16 protein-coding genes are annotated in these 19007 nt (G+C 38.4%); 15 read left to right on the plus strand and 1 reads right to left on the minus strand.

The window, feature by feature from the left end:
• Positions 1 to 141 precede the first annotated feature (141 nt).
• Entirely contained in the window at positions 142 to 2451 is a 2310-nt protein-coding gene (locus RWZ05_RS00155) for a DNA topoisomerase 3 (protein ID WP_314640888.1), read from the plus strand.
• A 165-nt stretch (positions 2452 to 2616) separates the two neighbouring features.
• Here the strand turns inward: RWZ05_RS00155 and RWZ05_RS00160 are convergent, their stop codons facing one another.
• A complete protein-coding gene (locus RWZ05_RS00160) occupies positions 2617 to 3915 on the minus strand; it encodes a DEAD/DEAH box helicase (protein ID WP_314640889.1) in 1299 nt (432 codons plus the stop codon).
• Between the two features lie 557 nt (positions 3916 to 4472).
• Between RWZ05_RS00160 and RWZ05_RS00165 the strand changes: the two genes are divergently transcribed.
• The 14 genes from RWZ05_RS00165 (at position 4473) to hypE (ending at position 18866) form a co-directional block, all read left to right on the plus strand.
• A complete protein-coding gene (locus tag RWZ05_RS00165) occupies positions 4473 to 4703 on the plus strand; it encodes a FeoA family protein (RefSeq protein WP_314640892.1) in 231 nt (76 codons plus the stop codon).
• A gap of 12 nt (positions 4704 to 4715) precedes the next feature.
• Positions 4716 to 7088 carry a ferrous iron transport protein B gene (gene feoB, locus RWZ05_RS00170; RefSeq protein ID WP_314640895.1) on the plus strand — a complete coding sequence of 791 codons (2373 nt, stop codon included), beginning with the start codon at positions 4716 to 4718 and terminating at the stop codon, positions 7086 to 7088.
• A 232-nt stretch (positions 7089 to 7320) separates the two neighbouring features.
• Positions 7321 to 7521 carry a FeoB-associated Cys-rich membrane protein gene (locus tag RWZ05_RS00175; RefSeq protein ID WP_314640896.1) on the plus strand — a complete coding sequence of 67 codons (201 nt, stop codon included), beginning with the start codon at positions 7321 to 7323 and terminating at the stop codon, positions 7519 to 7521.
• Between the two features lie 109 nt (positions 7522 to 7630).
• Positions 7631 to 7891 (plus strand): DUF6110 family protein, encoded by a 261-nt coding sequence (locus RWZ05_RS00180; protein ID WP_295793180.1) that lies wholly within the window; start codon positions 7631 to 7633, stop codon positions 7889 to 7891.
• 16 nt (positions 7892 to 7907) lie between these two features.
• Positions 7908 to 10049 (plus strand): heavy metal translocating P-type ATPase, encoded by a 2142-nt coding sequence (locus RWZ05_RS00185; RefSeq protein WP_314640902.1) that lies wholly within the window; start codon positions 7908 to 7910, stop codon positions 10047 to 10049.
• A 114-nt stretch (positions 10050 to 10163) separates the two neighbouring features.
• Positions 10164 to 10568 carry a hypothetical protein gene (locus RWZ05_RS00190; RefSeq protein WP_314640905.1) on the plus strand — a complete coding sequence of 135 codons (405 nt, stop codon included), beginning with the start codon at positions 10164 to 10166 and terminating at the stop codon, positions 10566 to 10568.
• Positions 10561 to 11403, plus strand: a complete 843-nt coding sequence (locus RWZ05_RS00195; protein ID WP_314640907.1) for a hypothetical protein — start codon at positions 10561 to 10563, stop codon at positions 11401 to 11403. Before RWZ05_RS00190 ends, RWZ05_RS00195 begins: the two co-directional genes overlap by 8 nt.
• Positions 11404 to 11453: 50 nt before the next feature.
• Positions 11454 to 12254, plus strand: coding sequence for an ECF transporter S component (locus RWZ05_RS00200; RefSeq protein WP_314640909.1), 801 nt, complete (start codon positions 11454 to 11456; stop codon positions 12252 to 12254).
• Positions 12255 to 12322: 68 nt separating this feature from the next.
• Positions 12323 to 12466 carry a six-cysteine ranthipeptide SCIFF gene (gene scfA / locus RWZ05_RS00205; RefSeq protein WP_004693318.1) on the plus strand — a complete coding sequence of 48 codons (144 nt, stop codon included), beginning with the start codon at positions 12323 to 12325 and terminating at the stop codon, positions 12464 to 12466.
• 166 nt (positions 12467 to 12632) lie between these two features.
• The gene (scfB, locus tag RWZ05_RS00210; protein WP_105097812.1) at positions 12633 to 14042 is read left to right on the plus strand and encodes a thioether cross-link-forming SCIFF peptide maturase; all 1410 of its coding nucleotides are present in this window, start codon (positions 12633 to 12635) and stop codon (positions 14040 to 14042) included.
• A gap of 35 nt (positions 14043 to 14077) precedes the next feature.
• Positions 14078 to 16360: a carbamoyltransferase HypF gene (hypF, locus tag RWZ05_RS00215; RefSeq protein WP_314640913.1), complete on the plus strand. Its 2283-nt coding sequence runs from the start codon at positions 14078 to 14080 to the stop codon at positions 16358 to 16360.
• A 167-nt stretch (positions 16361 to 16527) separates the two neighbouring features.
• Complete coding sequence (locus tag RWZ05_RS00220; RefSeq protein WP_105097814.1) at positions 16528 to 16779, plus strand: HypC/HybG/HupF family hydrogenase formation chaperone; 252 nt, start codon at positions 16528 to 16530, stop codon at positions 16777 to 16779.
• A complete protein-coding gene (gene hypD, locus RWZ05_RS00225) occupies positions 16739 to 17857 on the plus strand; it encodes a hydrogenase formation protein HypD (RefSeq protein WP_314640916.1) in 1119 nt (372 codons plus the stop codon). The genes RWZ05_RS00220 and hypD overlap by 41 nt, the downstream gene beginning before the upstream one ends.
• Before the next feature lies 1 nt (position 17858).
• Positions 17859 to 18866: a hydrogenase expression/formation protein HypE gene (hypE, locus tag RWZ05_RS00230; protein WP_314640918.1), complete on the plus strand. Its 1008-nt coding sequence runs from the start codon at positions 17859 to 17861 to the stop codon at positions 18864 to 18866.
• The last annotated feature ends 141 nt before the right edge of the window (positions 18867 to 19007 follow it).

Below are 19007 nucleotides of genomic sequence, written 5' to 3' on the forward strand. Positions count from 1 at the left end.
ATATTACGGTTCTACTTTTACAGTCTATATCGTAAAAATTATACATGATTTTTCTAGTTATGACCACTAAATTGTAGTATAATGAGATTTCATAGAACGGCTTGGGGAATAGCCGTTATCTTCATGTTAAGGAGGGGGACCATGCGGTTATTTATTGCGGAAAAGCCATCCATGGCTCGTGAAATTAGTAAATGCTTGCCAGAAAATAAAAATATCCAAAAGCGGAATGGCTATTTTATCCAAGGTGATGATGTAGTGACTTGGGTGGTTGGTCACGTGTTACATCAAGCAGAACCAGGCGATTACGACGATAAATATATTCGTTGGCGCCCTCAAGATCTGCCGATTGTGCCAGATGAGTGGAAATTACTCGTTACAGATAGCAGTCGTCAACAGTTTGAGACCGTAAAAGACCTAATCAATAAAGCGGATATTATCGTCAACGCAGGTGACCCGGACAGGGAAGGGCAACTGTTGGTTGACGAAGTATTGTATTATGTGGGTAATACAAAGCCAGTACAGAGAATTCTACTAAATGCGCTGGATGAAAAATCTATTCGTTCTGCACTAGATGATTTGCGCGATAATAAGGACTTTCATAATCTATATCAATCGGCGTTAGCAAGAGCACGTGCAGATTGGCTCATTGGTATGAATTTATCTCGAGCGTACACCTTAGCTGAACGTTATAAAGGTAATAGAGTGACATTGCCGATAGGGCGCGTTAAGACACCTACCTTGGCGCTCGTTGTACGTAGAGAACGAGAGTTAGCTGCATTTAAGCCCGTAGATTATTTTACTGTAAAAGTTTTATATAACCATACTAACGGTGTATTTTGGGCCACATGGCAACCGACAGATGAGCAGAAAGGGTTAGATCCTGATGGTCGTCTCATCAATAAGGCTATAGCTGATGCATTAGTTGAACAATTACAAAGTGGATTAGATGGTGTTATTAAGGCTGTTACTAAATCTAAGAAAAAAGATGTACAGCGTTTACCATTATCCTTGTCATCCTTACAGGTTTTGGCAGGTAAAGCCTTCTCCTATGATCCGCAAACTGTGCTTGATACAGCACAGAAATTATATGAGAAGAAATTGACCACCTATCCTCGTTCAGATTGTGAATATTTACCACCGAATCAGTATGGTGATCGTAATGCGATTCTCAACAATTTACAGAATGCTGGTGATGAGCGTTTAGCACAGTGGGCTAGTGATGCTGACCGCTCTATTAAAAGTCGTGCTTGGAATGAAAAGAAAATTACGGCCCATCATGCTATTATTCCCACTACGGTTGCTTGTAATATAAATAGCTTGTCACGGGAGGAACGAAATATTTACTTCCTTATCAGCCAAGCTTATATTGCTCAGTTTTATGGAGAGCATGTTTATGAGCAAACTAAAATTGTAGTAGAGCAGTGTAAAGAAGAGTTTGTTGCTAATGGTCGTGTAGTTATTGAAGAAGGCTGGAAGACCCTTTATAAACGACAAAAGTCTAAGTCTACAACAGATAATGAGGAACCGGATTTAACCGATGAACGTGGGGCCGAATCAGATTCTAAAAAAGAAGCTCCTGAAGAGACGGATCACTTGCCGGTGGTTAAAAAGAACGACACTGTTTTATATACAGATTCCTCTGTAGAGGCGAAGCAAACCAAGCCACCATCTCGATTTACACCGTCTACTTTGTTACAAGCGATGAAGGAAATTCACAAGTTTGTAAAAAACGAAGACTTGAAAAAGCAATTAAAAGCGGTGTCTGGTATTGGTACGGAGGCGACCCGCGCTAATATTATTGATGAGCTCATCAGTCGTGGATTTATGAAAACATCGGGAAAGAAGCAAGTTCTATCACCAACTAAAACGGGCTATCTCTTAGTTGATGCATTGCCTGATGAATTGCTATATCCTGATGAAACGGCAGTATGGGAGGAACGATTGGCACTCATGAGTGAAGGAGAGGATACATTAGATTCTTTCTTATCTGATCAGATTCAGTTTTTGAAGCATTTGATTGATAAACTGGGCTTTGATAAACAAGGTAGCTCCGGTCAGATGATGCCAAACGTGGTTCGCACTATAACGAAACAAAATCGGAAACGTCCTATGGATAATAGTGACATTGATGTATCTTCTTTGCCTATTTGTCCGAAATGTAATAAGGGCCGTTTGCAACAGCGAAACGGTAAATTTGGCGCCTTTTTAGGGTGCACCAATTATCCTGCATGCAAGCATACGCAATCTATTGAAGGTGTGAATCCTAATGGTGAAAGTAATATTGCAATATCTGATGACGATAAACAATATAAATGTCCACGATGTAAAGAAGGTTACTTTGTAAAGCAAGAGGTGAGAGGTCGAGTAAACTGGATTTGCAGTAATCGTTCTCAATGTAAAACTCAATGCTCCGATGTAGATGGAGTACCAAGTATTTATGCCCATAAGTAAATACTATTCTAGTATAGTTAAATATATAATAATATATAGAAACTACTCATCAAGTTTGACAACAAAAAGACGCGTACAGCTATGCTGTGCGCGTCTTTTTTGTTGATATATTTTTTGTAGAGAAATAGTATCTTCATTGATTAAGCAATAAATATAAAGGTTGTATTATCTACGTTTGCCACGACGTCCTGTTTGCGACGTAGATGTACGACGTTGGCGTGTGTTGGCACCCTTATGACCACGTGCTTTGTGTGCCTTAGCCTTAGTAGCTTGATAAGAGCTATTTACTTTTGGTTTACCAGATGCTTTTGCACGTTTAGGTGCAGCGCTAGCATTACCTTTAGTTTTGATCTGACCGTCTTTAGTGTATTTTGTAAGTGTTGCTTGAATGGCACGCTCGATGCGGCGCAACCAAGATTCATCTTGTGGTGTTGCAAAGGTTACGGCCACACCAGAATTACCAGCGCGACCAGTACGGCCAATACGATGTATATAGTAATCTACATCGCGAGGTACATCATAGTTGTAAACATGTGTAATGCCCTCGATATCGATACCGCGAGCAGCAATATCTGTAGCGACTAAGATTTGTGTCTTTGCTTTTGCAAAATCGCGTAATATTTGTGTGCGGCGACCTTGTGTCAAATCGCCGTGCATTTCTGCGATGTTAAGCCCAGCAGCAGTTAATTCATAGGATAAACGAACGGCACCTTCTCGTTTATTACAGAAAACAATTGCCAAAAATGGATTATCTTCTTCGATCATTTTAATGAGCCGTTCAGTTTTCTCTTCCGGGTTCATCATATACACTCGTTGATCTATGGATTCGAGAGTAACATGTTTGCCTTCGGCTGTAACAGAAACCGGTTTAGACATATATGCCTTTGCAAGGTTGCGAATTTTGTCTGGAATCGTTGCAGAGAATAGTAATAATTGTCTATTCGCATCTGTTTGACTGATGAGACTTTCAATATCAGGCAAGAAACCCATATGAAGCATTTGATCCGCTTCGTCTAGTACAACACGGCGAATGCAATCTAAATGTAAAGAACCTCGTTTAGCGTGATCTAGTAGGCGACCTGGCGTACCTAAAATTACTTGTGGACGGCGACCTAGTTGTTGTAATTGGGCTTCAATTGTTTTACCACCGATAAGAGGAAGGATATCTACATTTAGAATAGATCCAATTTCTTTCGCCTCATCTGCGATTTGTTTTATAAGTTCACGTGTAGGTGCAATGATGAGCACTTGTTCTTGATGGACATCTGTATGTACACGTTGAAGAATAGGCAATAAGAAGGCAAGCGTCTTGCCTGTTCCTGTTTGAGCTTTTGCTATTACATCATTTCCTTTGAAAACTACAGGAATGGCTTGTTCTTGAATTGGCGTCGGCTCCTTGATACCTTGCTTTTGAAGGGCTTGGATGAGTTCATCACAAACACCTAGAGATTTAAAAGATTTCATGGATCGTCCTTTCTTTAATACATATTATATTAATTATACCCTATGCATATAGTAGGGGCAAATAAATTGAACTCTTATCTTTGACCATTATTAGTGGGGATACATAGACGATTTTAAATAAAGTAGATGTGAAATTATATGGAAAATCACAACTAGTTGATAATAAATTGAAAAATAACGATATAAAAATGTTTATGAGAATGAACAACATTAAAATATTAATGTTTAAATAAATCTTAAAGCTATAAATGAGAATGATTAAATTATCAGTAATGATAATCTTAGTAATATTTATTATTTTGTGTTTCTGCTATAAATTAAGAGTAGATAGATAAATACTATACCTACAGGGTTTATCTTGGAAGATGATAAAGTAAATTTCATAGTTAATATGAGAAAAAAATATACATATGAGATAGAAAATAACCATAAATTTGATAATAATTGTTGAAATTAACGTTCGATTTGATATAATAATTTAAGATATTAATACGCATTCTTATTTGGTGTGGTTAATATGAGGTTGTTAGGTACAAAATATAAATAGGAGGTGTAGTATGGCTATCAAAAAGTTGAAAGACATGAAGCCCGGTGAGTCCGGTCTTATTGTTGCTCTACATGGCAGTGGCAATGTTAAACATCGTCTGATTGACATGGGCCTTGTAAAAGGTACAAAAATTCATGTTATGAAGTTTGCCCCTTTGGGTGATCCAGTAGAAATTAAAGTTAAAAACTTTGAATTAGCACTTCGTACAAGTGAAGCTGGTATGATTGATGTAGAGATATAATAGGAGGTCCACATGGCAGAAAAAGGGCAAATACGTATTGCCTTAGCAGGTAACCCTAACTGTGGTAAAACTACAATGTTTAACAATATCACAGGGGCAAAGCAACACGTTGGTAACTATGCCGGCGTTACGGTAGAAAAAAAAGAAGGCCATACTAATTTTGATGGTCAAGAGTTATTATTTATTGACTTACCAGGTACATATAGCTTAACAGCTCGCTCCTTGGATGAGTTAGTAGCTCGTAATGTTATCGTAAACGATAACCCAGATGTAATCGTAAACGTTCTTGATGCATCTAACTTGGAACGTAACTTATATCTAGCAGCACAATTGTTGGAACTTGAAAAGCCAATGGTTATTGCTCTAAATATGTCTGACGTTGCTGAAGAAATGGGCATTAAATACGACCTAAAAAAAATGGCTGAATTAACAGGCGCTACAATCGTTAGTACAGTAGGTCGTACAAATGTTGGTACAAAAGAGTTATTAGAAGCAACAATTAGCGTAGCTGCTTCTCAAAAAACACCTGGTGTAACAATTAACTATGGTGATTTATTAGAAGGTAAAATCGGTGAACTTGTAACAGCACTTGAACAGTCTGGTACAGTTACGTATCCACTACGTTGGATTGCTATTAAATTATTAGAAAATGATCCAGATGTTGTGGAAAAAGTTAAAGGCTTTGCAAATACAGACACAGTTCTACAAAAGGCCGCTTCTATCCGCGAAGAAATCAAGGATCAAGTTGATCTTGATGTAGTATTCCAAGAATATCGTCATCGTTTTGCTGTTGAAGTATATAACCAATCTTTACTACAAGCTCCAACAGAAATAGAAACGCGCTCCGATCGTTATGATAAAATCTTAACGCACCGTATTTGGGGCTTACCAATCTTCATGATTGTTATGTACCTATTGTTTGCGTTCGTAAACATCGTAGGTGGTATCCCACAAGGTTGGATTGAAGATGGCTTTGCTGCATTACAAACTCTTGCAGTTCAAAATATTCCTGAAGGTCAATTACAGTCCCTCATATCTGACGGTATTATCGCCGGTGTAGGTGCCGTACTTTCCTTCTTGCCATTGATTCTATTGCTATTCCTTGGTATTTCCTTCTTGGAAGATACTGGTTATATGGCACGTGCAGCCTTCGTTATTGACCGCGTAATGCGCGCTTGTGGTTTACATGGTAAATCCTTTATTCCTTTATTATTAGGTTTTGGTTGTTCCGTTCCATCCATAATGGGCTCTCGTATCCTTGATAACTATAAGGATCGAATGGTTACAATTTTGATTACACCATTCATGAGCTGTTCTGCTCGTTTACCTGTATACATCTTATTTGCTAACGCGTTCTTCCCAAATGGATGGGATAGTACATTAGTAGTATTCTCTATATACTTCTTAGGTATTATCTTCGGTATTATCTTTGCGAAAATCTTCCGCAAATTCCTTTTCTCTGGTGAGGCTGAACCATTTGTAATGGAATTACCTCCTTATCATATGCCTACATTGAAAGCTACTTCGTTGCACATGTATGAACGTGCTAAATTGTACATCATTAAAGCTGGTACTTTCATCATGGCAGCATCCATCTTGATTTGGTTTATCACTGCATACCCTATGGATGTAGAATACTCTAAAGATTTCGATGCAATGAAAGAACAAGTTGCTCAAGAGTTTGAAGTAAAAGATGCAGCTACATTAGCACAATTTGGCATTACTGCAGATGATCAAAAAGAAGCAGTAGATGGAATTGTGGAAGATATGAAAAATAAAGTAGAAGAAGCTACTAAAGCGGCTGAAGACGCAGAAGAAGATGCTCCTGAAATAGCAGTAGAACCAGATTCTGCAGCACCTGAATTATTCAATTCTATTCAAAAAGAAAATAAAGAATTGTTCCCTGCAGCATGGGCTATGTACAAAAATAGCGTTAATTTAGATGAGGAAACCCAAAAACTTGAGGAAGAACAAGCAGCGGAAAAACTTGAACAATCTTATGCGGCTTCCTTCGGTAAAGCACTTAATCCAGTGCTTCAACCATTGGGCTTTGACTGGAAAATGGGCGTAGCTCTCGTAGCTGGTTTGGCAGCTAAAGAGGTTGTTATCTCTACATTAGGTACTATTTACGCTGTTGGTGGCGATGAAGATAATCCAGCACCATTGACTGAGTACCTGCAAAATGACCCTCATTTCACACCGCTAGTCGCCTTGACAATGATGTTATTTGTCTTAATCTATCCACCATGTATAGCAGCATTAGCAGTTGCTAAACGTGAAACTGGCTCTTGGAAATGGGTTGCGTTCATGTTCTTCTATGAAATCACATTTGCTTGGATTGCTTGTTTCATCTTCTTTAATGTAGGCCGTGCATTAGGTTTCTAATTCGTGAGTCATTATATACAGTGTTTTAGCCACTTTATAGGTAGCTAAATCAAACTGCATTGAATAATTGCGATTTAGTTATAGTTAATTTAAAAATAATACTTGCTAATTATCAATATTCGTGGTTAAATGATAATGAGAAAGGGGAAATATCATTTAGATATTGCTTTTATCTTATTTATCACTAAGACAGATATTGTGATTTAGTTGATATTGAGAAAGAGGCATAATAATGGATAATCTTGTTATAGGACTCATAGTTGTTCTAGCATTAGCTTATATTGGTTTTAAAGTGTTTAAACAAGTTGGCGGTAAAGGTGGCTGCGGCTGTGGCGGCGGTGGATCTGAATCCGGTAAATCATCTAGCTGTGGTGGAAGCTGCTGTTGTGATGGTTCCAATAAAGCATTAGGCATTAAACGAGCTGATAAGTAATCAGAACAACACTCAAGTTATGTAAGAAAAGAGGAGTCTCTATAATGGCTCCTCTTTTCAAATATAGTTATTAAATCTTTTATCATATTTAGTAGAAAGGGTTATCATTATGTTCAACATCGATCCAAAAAATCTTAAAAACGCTAACTTATTCGCAGCAGGTCTTGCATTGGGTACTGTAGGTCTTAAAGTTTTGACTTCTAAAGATGCTAAAAAAGTATATGCTGGTATCGTGGCAGCTGGCCTTCGCGCTAAAGAAACTGTATTAGAAACTGCTGAAAAAGTACAAGCATCTGCATCTGACGTATTGGCAGAAGCTCAAGAAATCAACGAAGCACGCAACGAAGAAATCTTTGAAGAAAACAAATAATTAGAGGATTGCACATATGTTACAATTTTCTGTAGTAAAAAAACTCAGAAATCGCTTGCATGTAAAGGTTACAGGTCATCGCTTTACAGAAGCAGAAGCTGCTTATGTAGAGGATACATTGTTGCTTAATGATGCAATTGTAGATGTAACCTTCTACACTCGCAGCAGTCAAGTTGCCATTAAACATACTGGCGATGTTGATGCTGTACGTGAAGCAGTGCTAGGTCTACGCGATTTAGACTTGTCCGAAGCACCTGCTTTGAACGAATATTCTCCGCGTTTGGTGAATAAAAAGTATCGCGAAATGATGCTTAATAAAACGGCTTTATATTTAGGTAAAAAAGCTGTTTTACCTGCTCCAATTGCCGCGGCATGGGCTTGGTGGGATGGTCTTAAAATTATCGGCACTGCAATTAAGACTTTATGGCAACGCAAGTTGACTGTAGAGGTTCTTGATGGTGTAGCGATTGGCGCATCTTTACTTCAAAAAGATTACCCTACAGCAAGTGCAGTAATGTACTTACTAGGTATTGGTGAAATCTTAGAAGAATGGACTCACCGTAAATCCGTATTAAATCTTGCTCAAAGCATGTCTTTGAACGTAGATAAAGTATGGGTATTGGTAGATGATATTGAAGTGAGCAAACCTGTTAACGAGGTTGTAGCTGGCGATCAAATTATCATTCGTCAAGGTGAAGTGATTCCATTGGATGGCGTTGTTGTGGATGGTGTAGTTCTTGTTAATGAAAGCTCCATGACTGGTGAACCAGAAGCGGTTCGCCGTGATAAAGATACTTCCGTATATGCCGGTACTGTTGTTGAAGACGGTAAAGCTATCATAGAAGTACACAGCACATCTAAAACTTCTCGTTACGAAAAAATCGTTAACCTCATTGAAGAGTCTGAACAAATGAAATCTGGTATGGAACAACAAGCATACCGCATGGCTGATAAATTAGTACCTATTAGCTTTATTGGTGCTGGTTTAACATACTTGTTGACTCGCAATGTAATGAAAGCATTGTCTTTCGTAATGGTTGACTTCTCTTGTGCATTGAAATTGTCTATTCCATTGGCTGTACTTTCAGCAATGCAAGAGGCATCTAAACGCGGTATCACTGTTAAAGGTGGTAAGTTCTTAGAGCAAATTGCACAAGCAGATATGATCGTATTTGACAAAACAGGTACGCTTACAAAAGCAGAACCTGAGTTTGAACAAATTATTCCGTTCAACGGTCATGATGCAGATGAAATGTTAAAATTAGCTGCTTGTATCGAGGAGCATTTCCCACATTCCATGGCTAAAGCTGTAGTACGTGCTGCAAAAGACCATGCATTGCCTCACAAGGAAATGCACTCTGATGTTGAGTACGTAGTAGCTCATGGTATTGCATCTAAAGTTGGTCGCTACCGTGTACGTATTGGTAGTGCTCACTATATCTTTGATGATGAAAAAACTAAGATTCCTGCAGATGAGCAAGAAAAATTTGATAACTTACCAAATACATCTTCTCATTTGTACCTCGCTATTGGCGGTACATTAGCAGCGGTTATTTGCATTAAAGACCCTGTTCGTGAAGAAGCTAAGCGAGTAGTAGCTGAATTACATGATCTTGGTATCAAGAAAGTTGTTATGATGACTGGTGACTCCAAACGTAACGCAGAACGCGTAGCTGCAGAAATCGGTATCGATGAAGTGCATGCAGAAGTATTACCAGAAGATAAAGCGGCTTATGTAAAACAAGCTAAAGCTGAAGGCTATACAGTAATGATGGTAGGGGATGGTATCAATGACTCTCCAGCTATTTCTGAAGCTCATGTAGGTATTGCGATGAATGAAGGTGCTCCAATCGCTCAAAAGATTGCGAATGTTACTATTTCTTCCGATAACTTACAAGCTCTTGTAGATTTACGTCGTATTTCCTTAGCCTTGATGAAACGTATCAAAGCTAACTACAATGGTATCGTTGGCTTCAATGGCGCTCTTGTAGGCGGCGGTGTTCTTGGCATTATGCCTCCGAACCAAACAGCTTGGTTGCACAACTTATTCACATTGGGTATAGGCATTGAAAGCATGACTCCATTGTTGAAAGAAGATAAAAAGCAAGAAGAGGTTGTTCCTACCATTGATGTAACAGCTGACTCTGTAGTAGCTTAATAAAAGACCTCCATACTTGGTAATCATATACCTGTGTGGAGGTTTTTCTTTTTGATGACTTTTATCCTTGATTATTGTAAAATACAAAGAGATTACATATCATAGGAGATCTATATGAACATTTTGATAGATATTTGTAAACGATCTTTTTATTTGAATCTATTTATCGTGGTAATTCCAATTATTACGTATATGATTCATAATGGATCGAGTGCGACAGTAGCTTTAGTATGGTATTTGTTATTATCCTTATGTATGCCTTGGGCGTATTTATCGTTTAAAGACAGTACCTTTGGTGATGGTAAATCTATAAGCCGTATTGCGTATGTAGTGAGTTGGATTGCTATTCATGGCATTACATACCAAGGTATTTTCCTAGGTTTAGATTTATCTATGTTGTGGGCTTGGCCAACGGTAGGCAGAGATGTGGCTTTTTTAGTGTCCATGTATATTGGTGTCACAATTAGTCTAATTGTTGCTTACGGCTTAACTCGATTAGTAGGAGGCCGTAATGAATAAAAGTTTTTGGCAATTTACCTTTGTTTGCGCGCTCTTTGTTAGTGCCGTTACAACAGTACTTTCGTTAAGTGGTGCCTTATCATTACCAGTATTAGTATTTCCTGTATTATCGCTGGTGATACCATTGATGGTGCGCCGCCTAAAGAATGCAAAATTTAATGATGACTTACCATTGCATATGGGCTATCATACATATAGTTGGGCGTGGTGGACTGTATTTTCTTTTCTTCACACACCGTTTAGCTTTAATGTAGACAATGATATAACTAAAGCATTACTTTTATTTATAGTGTACTTTATTGTTCAAGTTCTTATTGAACTATGCGGTTTACTAGGAACAAAGTTTTTCAACCGTACCCATCGTTGGGGCATGATTGATGAAGCCCTAGATATGATTGGTTATATTATACCAATTCCATTCTTGTATATCGGTTCCATTCTATATGTTGATTTGCAAGATCCCATGGTATATTTTATGTATGCATCGTCAATAAATGTAAATATATTATTTGCTGAGCTTGTCTTGTTGCTAGTATCTTTATTGGTATTTGTATTTTACTTATATCCTCGCGATTTAGCATATAAAGGTGTGCGTTTATTGCGCATTGTTATTACTGCAGGTATGTGGCTTGCTATGAATGCTCATATTTTATATGGTGGCTACATTCCTGAATTTATTTTATCTTTAGTTCCCACCGTTTTCCCAACGTACCAAGGTAATCCGCTTGTATTTATAACGCCCGCTCTTTTAGAGTCTGGTATGATAGGTGTAGCTGTAATTATTGGTGCATTGGTAGAGCGTGGTATTATTTCACGACGTCGTGAAAGTATTTAATTTCTAGTTTCGACTTATATCCAAAATGGAATGAGAGCGAAGGAGGATTTATGAACAACAATGAACGTCTAACGGATGATAACACAACTGTATCAATCCCAGACAATGAAAAGAAAAGCCCTGTGGAGAGTCCAAAGGCTAAAAACCAAAAGAAAAGTAGTATTACTATTCGTGAACTTACTATTATTGGTTTATTAGCCGGTATTACGATTGCATTAGGTGTTTCTGGTTATGGTATTATCCCATTAGGACCACTTAATGTAACAACACTACATGTACCAGCGTTGATTGGTGCCATTGTAGAGGGCCCTAAGGTAGGCGGCTTTGTAGGTTTTATTTTTGGTTGTTATAGCTTGTGGCAAAATATTACAGCGCCTAATATCTTATCTCCACTATTTATCAATCCGATTATTTCCGTGTTGCCTCGTGTATTATTCCCAATCTTAGCATATTTAGTATATCTAGTATTGTGGAAAGTGTCTCAAGGCCCACGTATCATCATTACCGCATTTATGGGAACAATATTCCATACAATCATGGTTATGGGTTTAATCTTCTTGCTTTACGGAGATATGTTTGCCCTTAAAATGAACCTTAGCCCAGATCAAGTATTGGGATCTATTCTTTTCTTATCTGTTACTCATGGTATTCCAGAAGCTGTTTTTGCGGCTGTTATCGTTACACCAGTTGCCATGGCATTGCGTAAAGTATTGCGCAAAGATAAGCCTAAGAAAACTAAAGGTGAAGATGTAAATGTAACAGAACCTAACGTTACAGAACCTGAATTAGCAGGAACTGCTGTAGTAGAAACTAAAGAATCTAGCGTTGTAGAAGAAAAGATAACAAAATAAGTATTTTACAGGCTTTTTATAAATATGATAAAATAAATATCATTCGATAAGTATTGAGGAGGATAACCATGGCTAAACGCATTCGTACTATCAACACTGAATCCTTACAAAAAACTGCTAAAACTGGCGGTTGTGGGGAATGTCAAACATCTTGCCAATCCGCTTGCAAAACAAGCTGCACAGTTGGTAACCAAGTTTGCAAACAAAAATAATAAAGGGGCTCGCTTAGCGGGCCTTTTTTATTTATGTTTTAAATACATACCTTGTATGGTATATCTTTATGACTCTTTTCATAACCTTTACGTTAGAAATGTGGTACAATTATCTAGAAAGTTCTATATACTAGAACTTTTACCATACATATCAATTGGAGGTACCATGTTAGAATTAAAACCAATGATCCATAAGTTTCGGATGAAGGATAACTATTACTGCTTAGATGTAAATAGCGGTATTATTCACGTTATCGACGAACTCATCGATAGAGTTCTTGACATATATGATGGCACAAATCGCGATGCTGTACATGCTGCGTTAGATGCTAAAGAAGATGCCGTAGAACTCGATGAGATTATGGACGAGTTAGATGAGCTCATTAAAGCAGAGCAATTATTTGCTCCAATGAGTACAGAATTTAAACTTGTAGTAGGTGAAAAGCCTATCGTTAAGGCTTTATGTCTTAATATTGCTCATGATTGTAACTTAGCATGCAAATACTGCTTTGCTAGCCAAGGTGATTACGGCGGTGTAAAACGTGAGCTAATGAGCTTTGATGTAGCAAAACGGGCGGTAGATTTTCTCATTAAAATGAGTGGCCCTCGTCAACATTGTGAAATTGACTTCTTTGGTGGTGAACCGCTATTGAACTGGGATGTTGTTAAACAAACCGTTGAATACATTGAGTCCATTCAAGAACAGCACAATAAAATCTTTAAGCTTACATTAACTACGAATGGCATGCTTTTAACACAAGATAAAATTGACTATGTAAACGAGCATAAGATGAGTCTCGTATTATCCCTGGATGGTCGTGAATCCGTGCATAATGCAATGCGACCAGTAGCAGGTAGTGGTGCTGAGTCTTATAAATATATTGCTAAAAACCTTATCAATGCAGTAAAACAGCGTCATGGTTTAGAATACTATGTGCGTGGTACATATACACATAAAAACTTAGACTTTACTAAAGATGTTATGGCTATGTCTGATCTAGGCTTTGAACATTTGTCCATGGAGCCTGTTGTAGGTGAAGAAGGGGACTATGTTCTTCGTGAAGAAGATTGGCCAGCGCTTGAAAAAGAATATGAAAAATTGGCAGATATCTATTTGGAACGTCAATTAGAAGGTTGGGGGGAAAAGTTTAACTTCTTCCACTTCCGGATGGATTTGTACCGTGGTCCATGTATGGCAAAACGTCTTCGTGGTTGTGGTGCTGGTCATGAATATATGGCTATTGTTCCCAATGGTGATATTTACCCCTGTCATCAATTCGTTGGCAAAGACGGTTTCGTAATCGGCAATGTATATGAAGGCTTGCAAAATACAGAAATCCCTAAAGACTTCCGTAACACCCATGTATTCTCAAAACCAACATGTGCTGAATGCTGGGCTAAATTCTTCTGTTCTGGTGGCTGCCATGCTAATAATATTACATTAGGTGGCGACTTAGAAACACCGTATGAATTTGGGTGTCGTCTGCAAAAGAAACGTATCGAATGTGCCATCATGATCCAAGCTGAGTTGGAACAAGCGGGCATCGATGGTAGCATTCCTGTCGCTTTAGGTTAATTACCAATTATTCTCCGAGTATAGTAGGAGTTCATATGAAAGAAAATAGTAATCAAACTATAGAACGCTGGGGAATTCGCTATACCGGTATAGTTCAAGGGGTCGGATTCCGGCCCCTTGTTTCTATGTGTGCCCATTCTCTAGGATTAACTGGTATTGTATACAATGATAGCCGTGGTGTATATGTTGAAATACAAGGTCCTTTAGGAGCATTACAACTATTTTTAGATGCTATTCAAGAAGAGCAACCTCGTTTATGCCGTATCACTAGTCAAACAGTACAGCCTCTTACAATAAAAGATGAGGAAACTACATTTTCCGTTGAACCATCTCCATTAGGAGAAGATGTTAGCACTTTTATCAGTGCAGACACGGCTCCTTGTGAAGATTGCCTTAAAGAGTTACAACAAGATAAGCGAAGACAGGAATATTCTTTTATCAATTGTACAAATTGTGGTCCACGATATACAATCATCAAATCTTTGCCCTATGATCGAGAGCGAACGACGATGAACGAGTTTCCCATGTGTGAAGCTTGTCGAGCTGAATATGAAGATATAGAGGGGCGTCGGTATAGAGCTGAACCCAATGCATGCTCTTATTGTGGTCCTCGTTATACTTTATACAAGGTAAATCGCACGGCTGTAGATACAGTAAATGTATGGAATACAACGCGTGAACTAATCAATGAAGGTAGTATTATCGCTATAAAAGGGGTAGGTGGCTATCATCTTGTATGCGATGCGCGAAATGACGCAGCTGTACAACGTTTACGGAATCGTAAGAATAGGCCTCATAAGCCACTAGCTATTATGGTTGGTTCCTTAGATACAGCTATAGAGTTAGTTCAAATTAGCGATGTAGAACTAGATGTATTGACGGGGATGGAACGTCCTATTGTGCTATTAGAAAGAAATCATAATAGCGCTGTCCGGTTAAGTTCTCACGTAGCACCTGATAATCATATGCTAGGCGTAATGTTGCCTTATACACCGATGCATGAGGTCTTATTACCTTCTGATGCAGCCTGGGTTATGACTAGTGGTAACAGAAGTGGTGATCCCGTATTATATAACGATGACCAAGCGTTTAATGAGCTAGGTGAGGTAGCAGATTATTTTCTCGTTCATAACCGTGAAATCTACGCACCTCTTGATGATTCTGTGGTGATGGTTATCAATAATAAACCACGATTTATTCGTCGTAGTCGTGGCTATGTGCCCGAACCGATTCATTGTGAAAGCATAGAGACAACGCCGATACTGGCTATGGGCAGTGATTTAAAAAATGCTTTTGCTCTAAATAAAGGGCATGAAATTTTAATAGGGCCTCATATTGGTGACCTAGAAAATGCATCTACCCATGAAACGCTAGAGTGGACGATTAATCGATATGAAAATTTATTTTCCATAGAACCTGAAAGAATCATTGTGGATAGTCATCCCCAATTTTTCTCCTCTCATTTAGGGGTATGTATTGGTGCAAGCTCACAAATATCAGTTGAGACTATTCAGCATCATCATGCACATATAGCCTCTGTTATGGCGGAACACAATTTGATGGGCCCTATACTAGGCATTGCTATGGATGGCACTGGCTATGGTCCAGATGGAACAATATGGGGAGGGGAATTCCTTCTCTGTAAAGGTAATCAATATCAACGACTTGCTCATATTCATGAGGCGCCTTTACCAGGTGGGGAAAAAGCTGTCTCTGAACCTTGGCGTCAAGCCTTGTGGTACATACGTAATTATTATGGAAATGATATTCCTTCTACTTACCAAAAATGGATGGAAAATCTTCCGAAAGGTTGGGAAATTTTAGATAAAGCATTACAATCTACAATGCCGATGATACAAGCAACTAGTTGTGGTCGTTTATTTGATGCTGTAGGTTCTCTCTTAGGGCTAGGTATGATACATACATATGATGCACAAATTACCATTGCCTTAGAAGCCTTATGCGGCGAAGAAAAAGGTTCTTTACTTGACTATAATTATAATGGGAAAGTTCTTGACTTTACGCCTACTGTAGAAGCCATTATGGATGGTGTTGTACAAGGTGAATCGCGTGCCCATCTAGCTGCATCTTTCCATAAAACGATTGCTATTGCAGTTTGTGAAACTGCAGCGGATTTGATGGAACGTTATAAAATTAGTGATGCTGCTATTTCAGGCGGCGTATTCCAGAACCGTAAATTAGTAGAATTGATGTATCGTGCATGGCATGTAGGCAATTTATATATGAATGAAGCTGTACCAGCTAATGATGGAGGGCTTGCTTTAGGTCAATTATGGCTGGGAAGTCAAATTCAATAGTTATGCTGAGTTACTTGTAGCGTCAATCACTAAATAATGATTGTAATTGTGTTACAATCATATTAGATATATTTATATATTCTCAAGAATTTTTTTTAAAGATTCTGCGTAAAGTAAATTTTTACTATATAAACGAGTGTTATTAGAAATAAAGATAAGGAGATTGTATGTGCTTAGCTGTACCAGCCCAATTAATTGCTGTAAATGATGCTATTGGCACTGTTGAATTGACGGGTGCTACACGAGACTGTAGCTTGCTCCTCGTACCAGAAGCAAAGGTAGGGGACTGGCTATTAGTTCATGCAGGTTTTGCAGTACAAATTGTTGATGAAGAAGAGGCTCAAAAAACATTAGAAGCCTTTAAGGAGTTAGAAGAACTTGAAGAAGCTTACTTTGCAGGAAAAGCAGAACACAGCTGATGCATTGTTAAAACGTATCAATGCACTTCATGAGCCCGGTGAAATTGTGCGGCTTATGGAGGTGTGTGGTACACATACGGTATCAATTTTTCGAGAAGGTCTTCGTCAACTATTGCCAAGTGGCATTGAACTTGTTAGTGGACCAGGATGTCCTGTATGTGTAACGGATCAAACATATATGGATAAGGCATTAGCCTATGCAGAACGTGAGGATACTATTATTGCTACCTTTGGTGACATGTTGAAGGTCCCAGGTAGTTATAGTAGCCTCAGTGAAGCTCAAACTAAGGGTGCTCATATCCATGTAATCTATACACCTTTAGAGGTAATAGAATTAAGTAAAAAATATCCAGAAAAGAAAATAGTCTTTTTAGCTATTGGCTTTGAAACGACTATAGCAGTCATTTGTGCTACTGTGAAAGCTGTTCACGCGGCAGGCCTGAAGAATGTTTTCTTCCTCGTATCTCATAAATTAGTACCACCTGCTTTGCGGGCATTACTAGATAGACAAGAAGGCCATATTGATGGCTTTATCTTGCCAGGTCATGTAAGTGTTATTATTGGTGAAGAACCATATGGTTTCCTACCTGAAGAATATGGTATTCCTTCTTGTATCGCTGGCTTTGACGGCCTAGAAATTTTGTCTGCTATTGCTAATATTTTAGAGCAACGAAAAACTGGACATATTGTAGTCGGTAATACGTACCATTCTGTAGTTATGCAGAAGGGAAATCCTGTGGCTCAAGCTATGATGAAGGAAGTATACGACGTATGTGATGATGCATGGCGTGGCATTGGCATTATTCCAAACTCTGGCTTAGCTTTAAAAGATGAGTATGCCGCTTATGATGCAGAGCGTGCGCTACCTATTAAGTTAGAGAAACCATCCCTTGATCCAAAAGGTTGTCAATGTGGACGAGTTTTGCAAGGCCTTATAAAACCAAGTGAATGTCCATTATTTGGTAAAAGTTGTACTGCTGATCATCCCGTTGGGGCTTGTATGGTCTCTGTAGAAGGTAGTTGTGCTGCTTGGTACAAATATGGATATTCCAGTGGTGGATCGACGTGGGAGGATTAATATGGAACGAGTTCGCTTAGTCCATGGTAATGGCGGTCGATTCAGTCATGAATTGACCGAGCGTTTTATTTTAAAATATTTTACTAATGATTTATTGGCTCCTTTACACGATGGGGCTCAATTTCCTGTTACAGCAGGGCGCATGGCATTCTCTACGGACTCTTATGTAGTACAACCAGCATTTTTCCCTGGTGGTAATATCGGTAAACTTGCAGTATGTGGTACCGTTAATGACCTTGCTATGAATGGGGCTGTTCCACAATATTTAAGTTGTGGCCTCATTCTAGAGGAAGGTCTTGCCTTTGAAGAATTAGATGAAATTCTTCGTACCATGGCAGAGATGGCTAAGGCTGCAAATATACAAATCGTTACTGGTGATACGAAGGTTGTAAAAAAAGGTGAAGTGGATAAAATCTATATTAATACTGCAGGTATTGGTATGATTCCAGACGGAATAGATATTGGACCGCATCGCGTAAAAGCGGGTATGGATATTATCTTATCTGGTGCTATTGGGGATCACTCTATTGCGGTTATGGGACAGCGATTTGGTTTAGATTTATCTGATTCATTAACAACAGATTGTGCTCCTTTAAATACGATGGTTCATGCTGTGCTTGATAAAGTAGGGCTTCAAGTTGCCTTATTGAGAGATCCTACAAGAGGTGGCTTGGGTACTGTATTAAAAGAAATCGCAGATCAAAGTCAACTGGGCATTAAGGTTGAAGAAACGGCGATTCCCATTCACGATGAAGTGAAGTCTGTTTGTGATATTCTAGGCTATGACCCACTATATTTAGCGAATGAAGGCAAAGTCGTTTTAGTAGTTGAACCAGAGGTTACCGACCAAGTTCTACAAGTTTTACATGGTTTTGAAGAAGGCAAAGAAGCAGTTCTCATTGGTAAAACCTTAGATAAAAATATTGGTAAAGTAGGATTGCAAACAGCTATTGGCGGCATTCGTCTAATCGATTTATTAGGTGAGGATCAAGTGCCACGTATTTGTTAATTTCATAAATCAAAAAATTATTTTAACATTTTTTTGGCGTATAATTTTCTATGTTTTAGACTAACTAATTATGCCGAATAATAGATATTGACATGAATTCTTTACGATGATAGCATTAAATTAAGTTGTATAAAATCCACT

This window comes from uncultured Veillonella sp. (assembly GCF_963543145.1).
GTDB lineage: Bacteria > Bacillota > Negativicutes > Veillonellales > Veillonellaceae > Veillonella.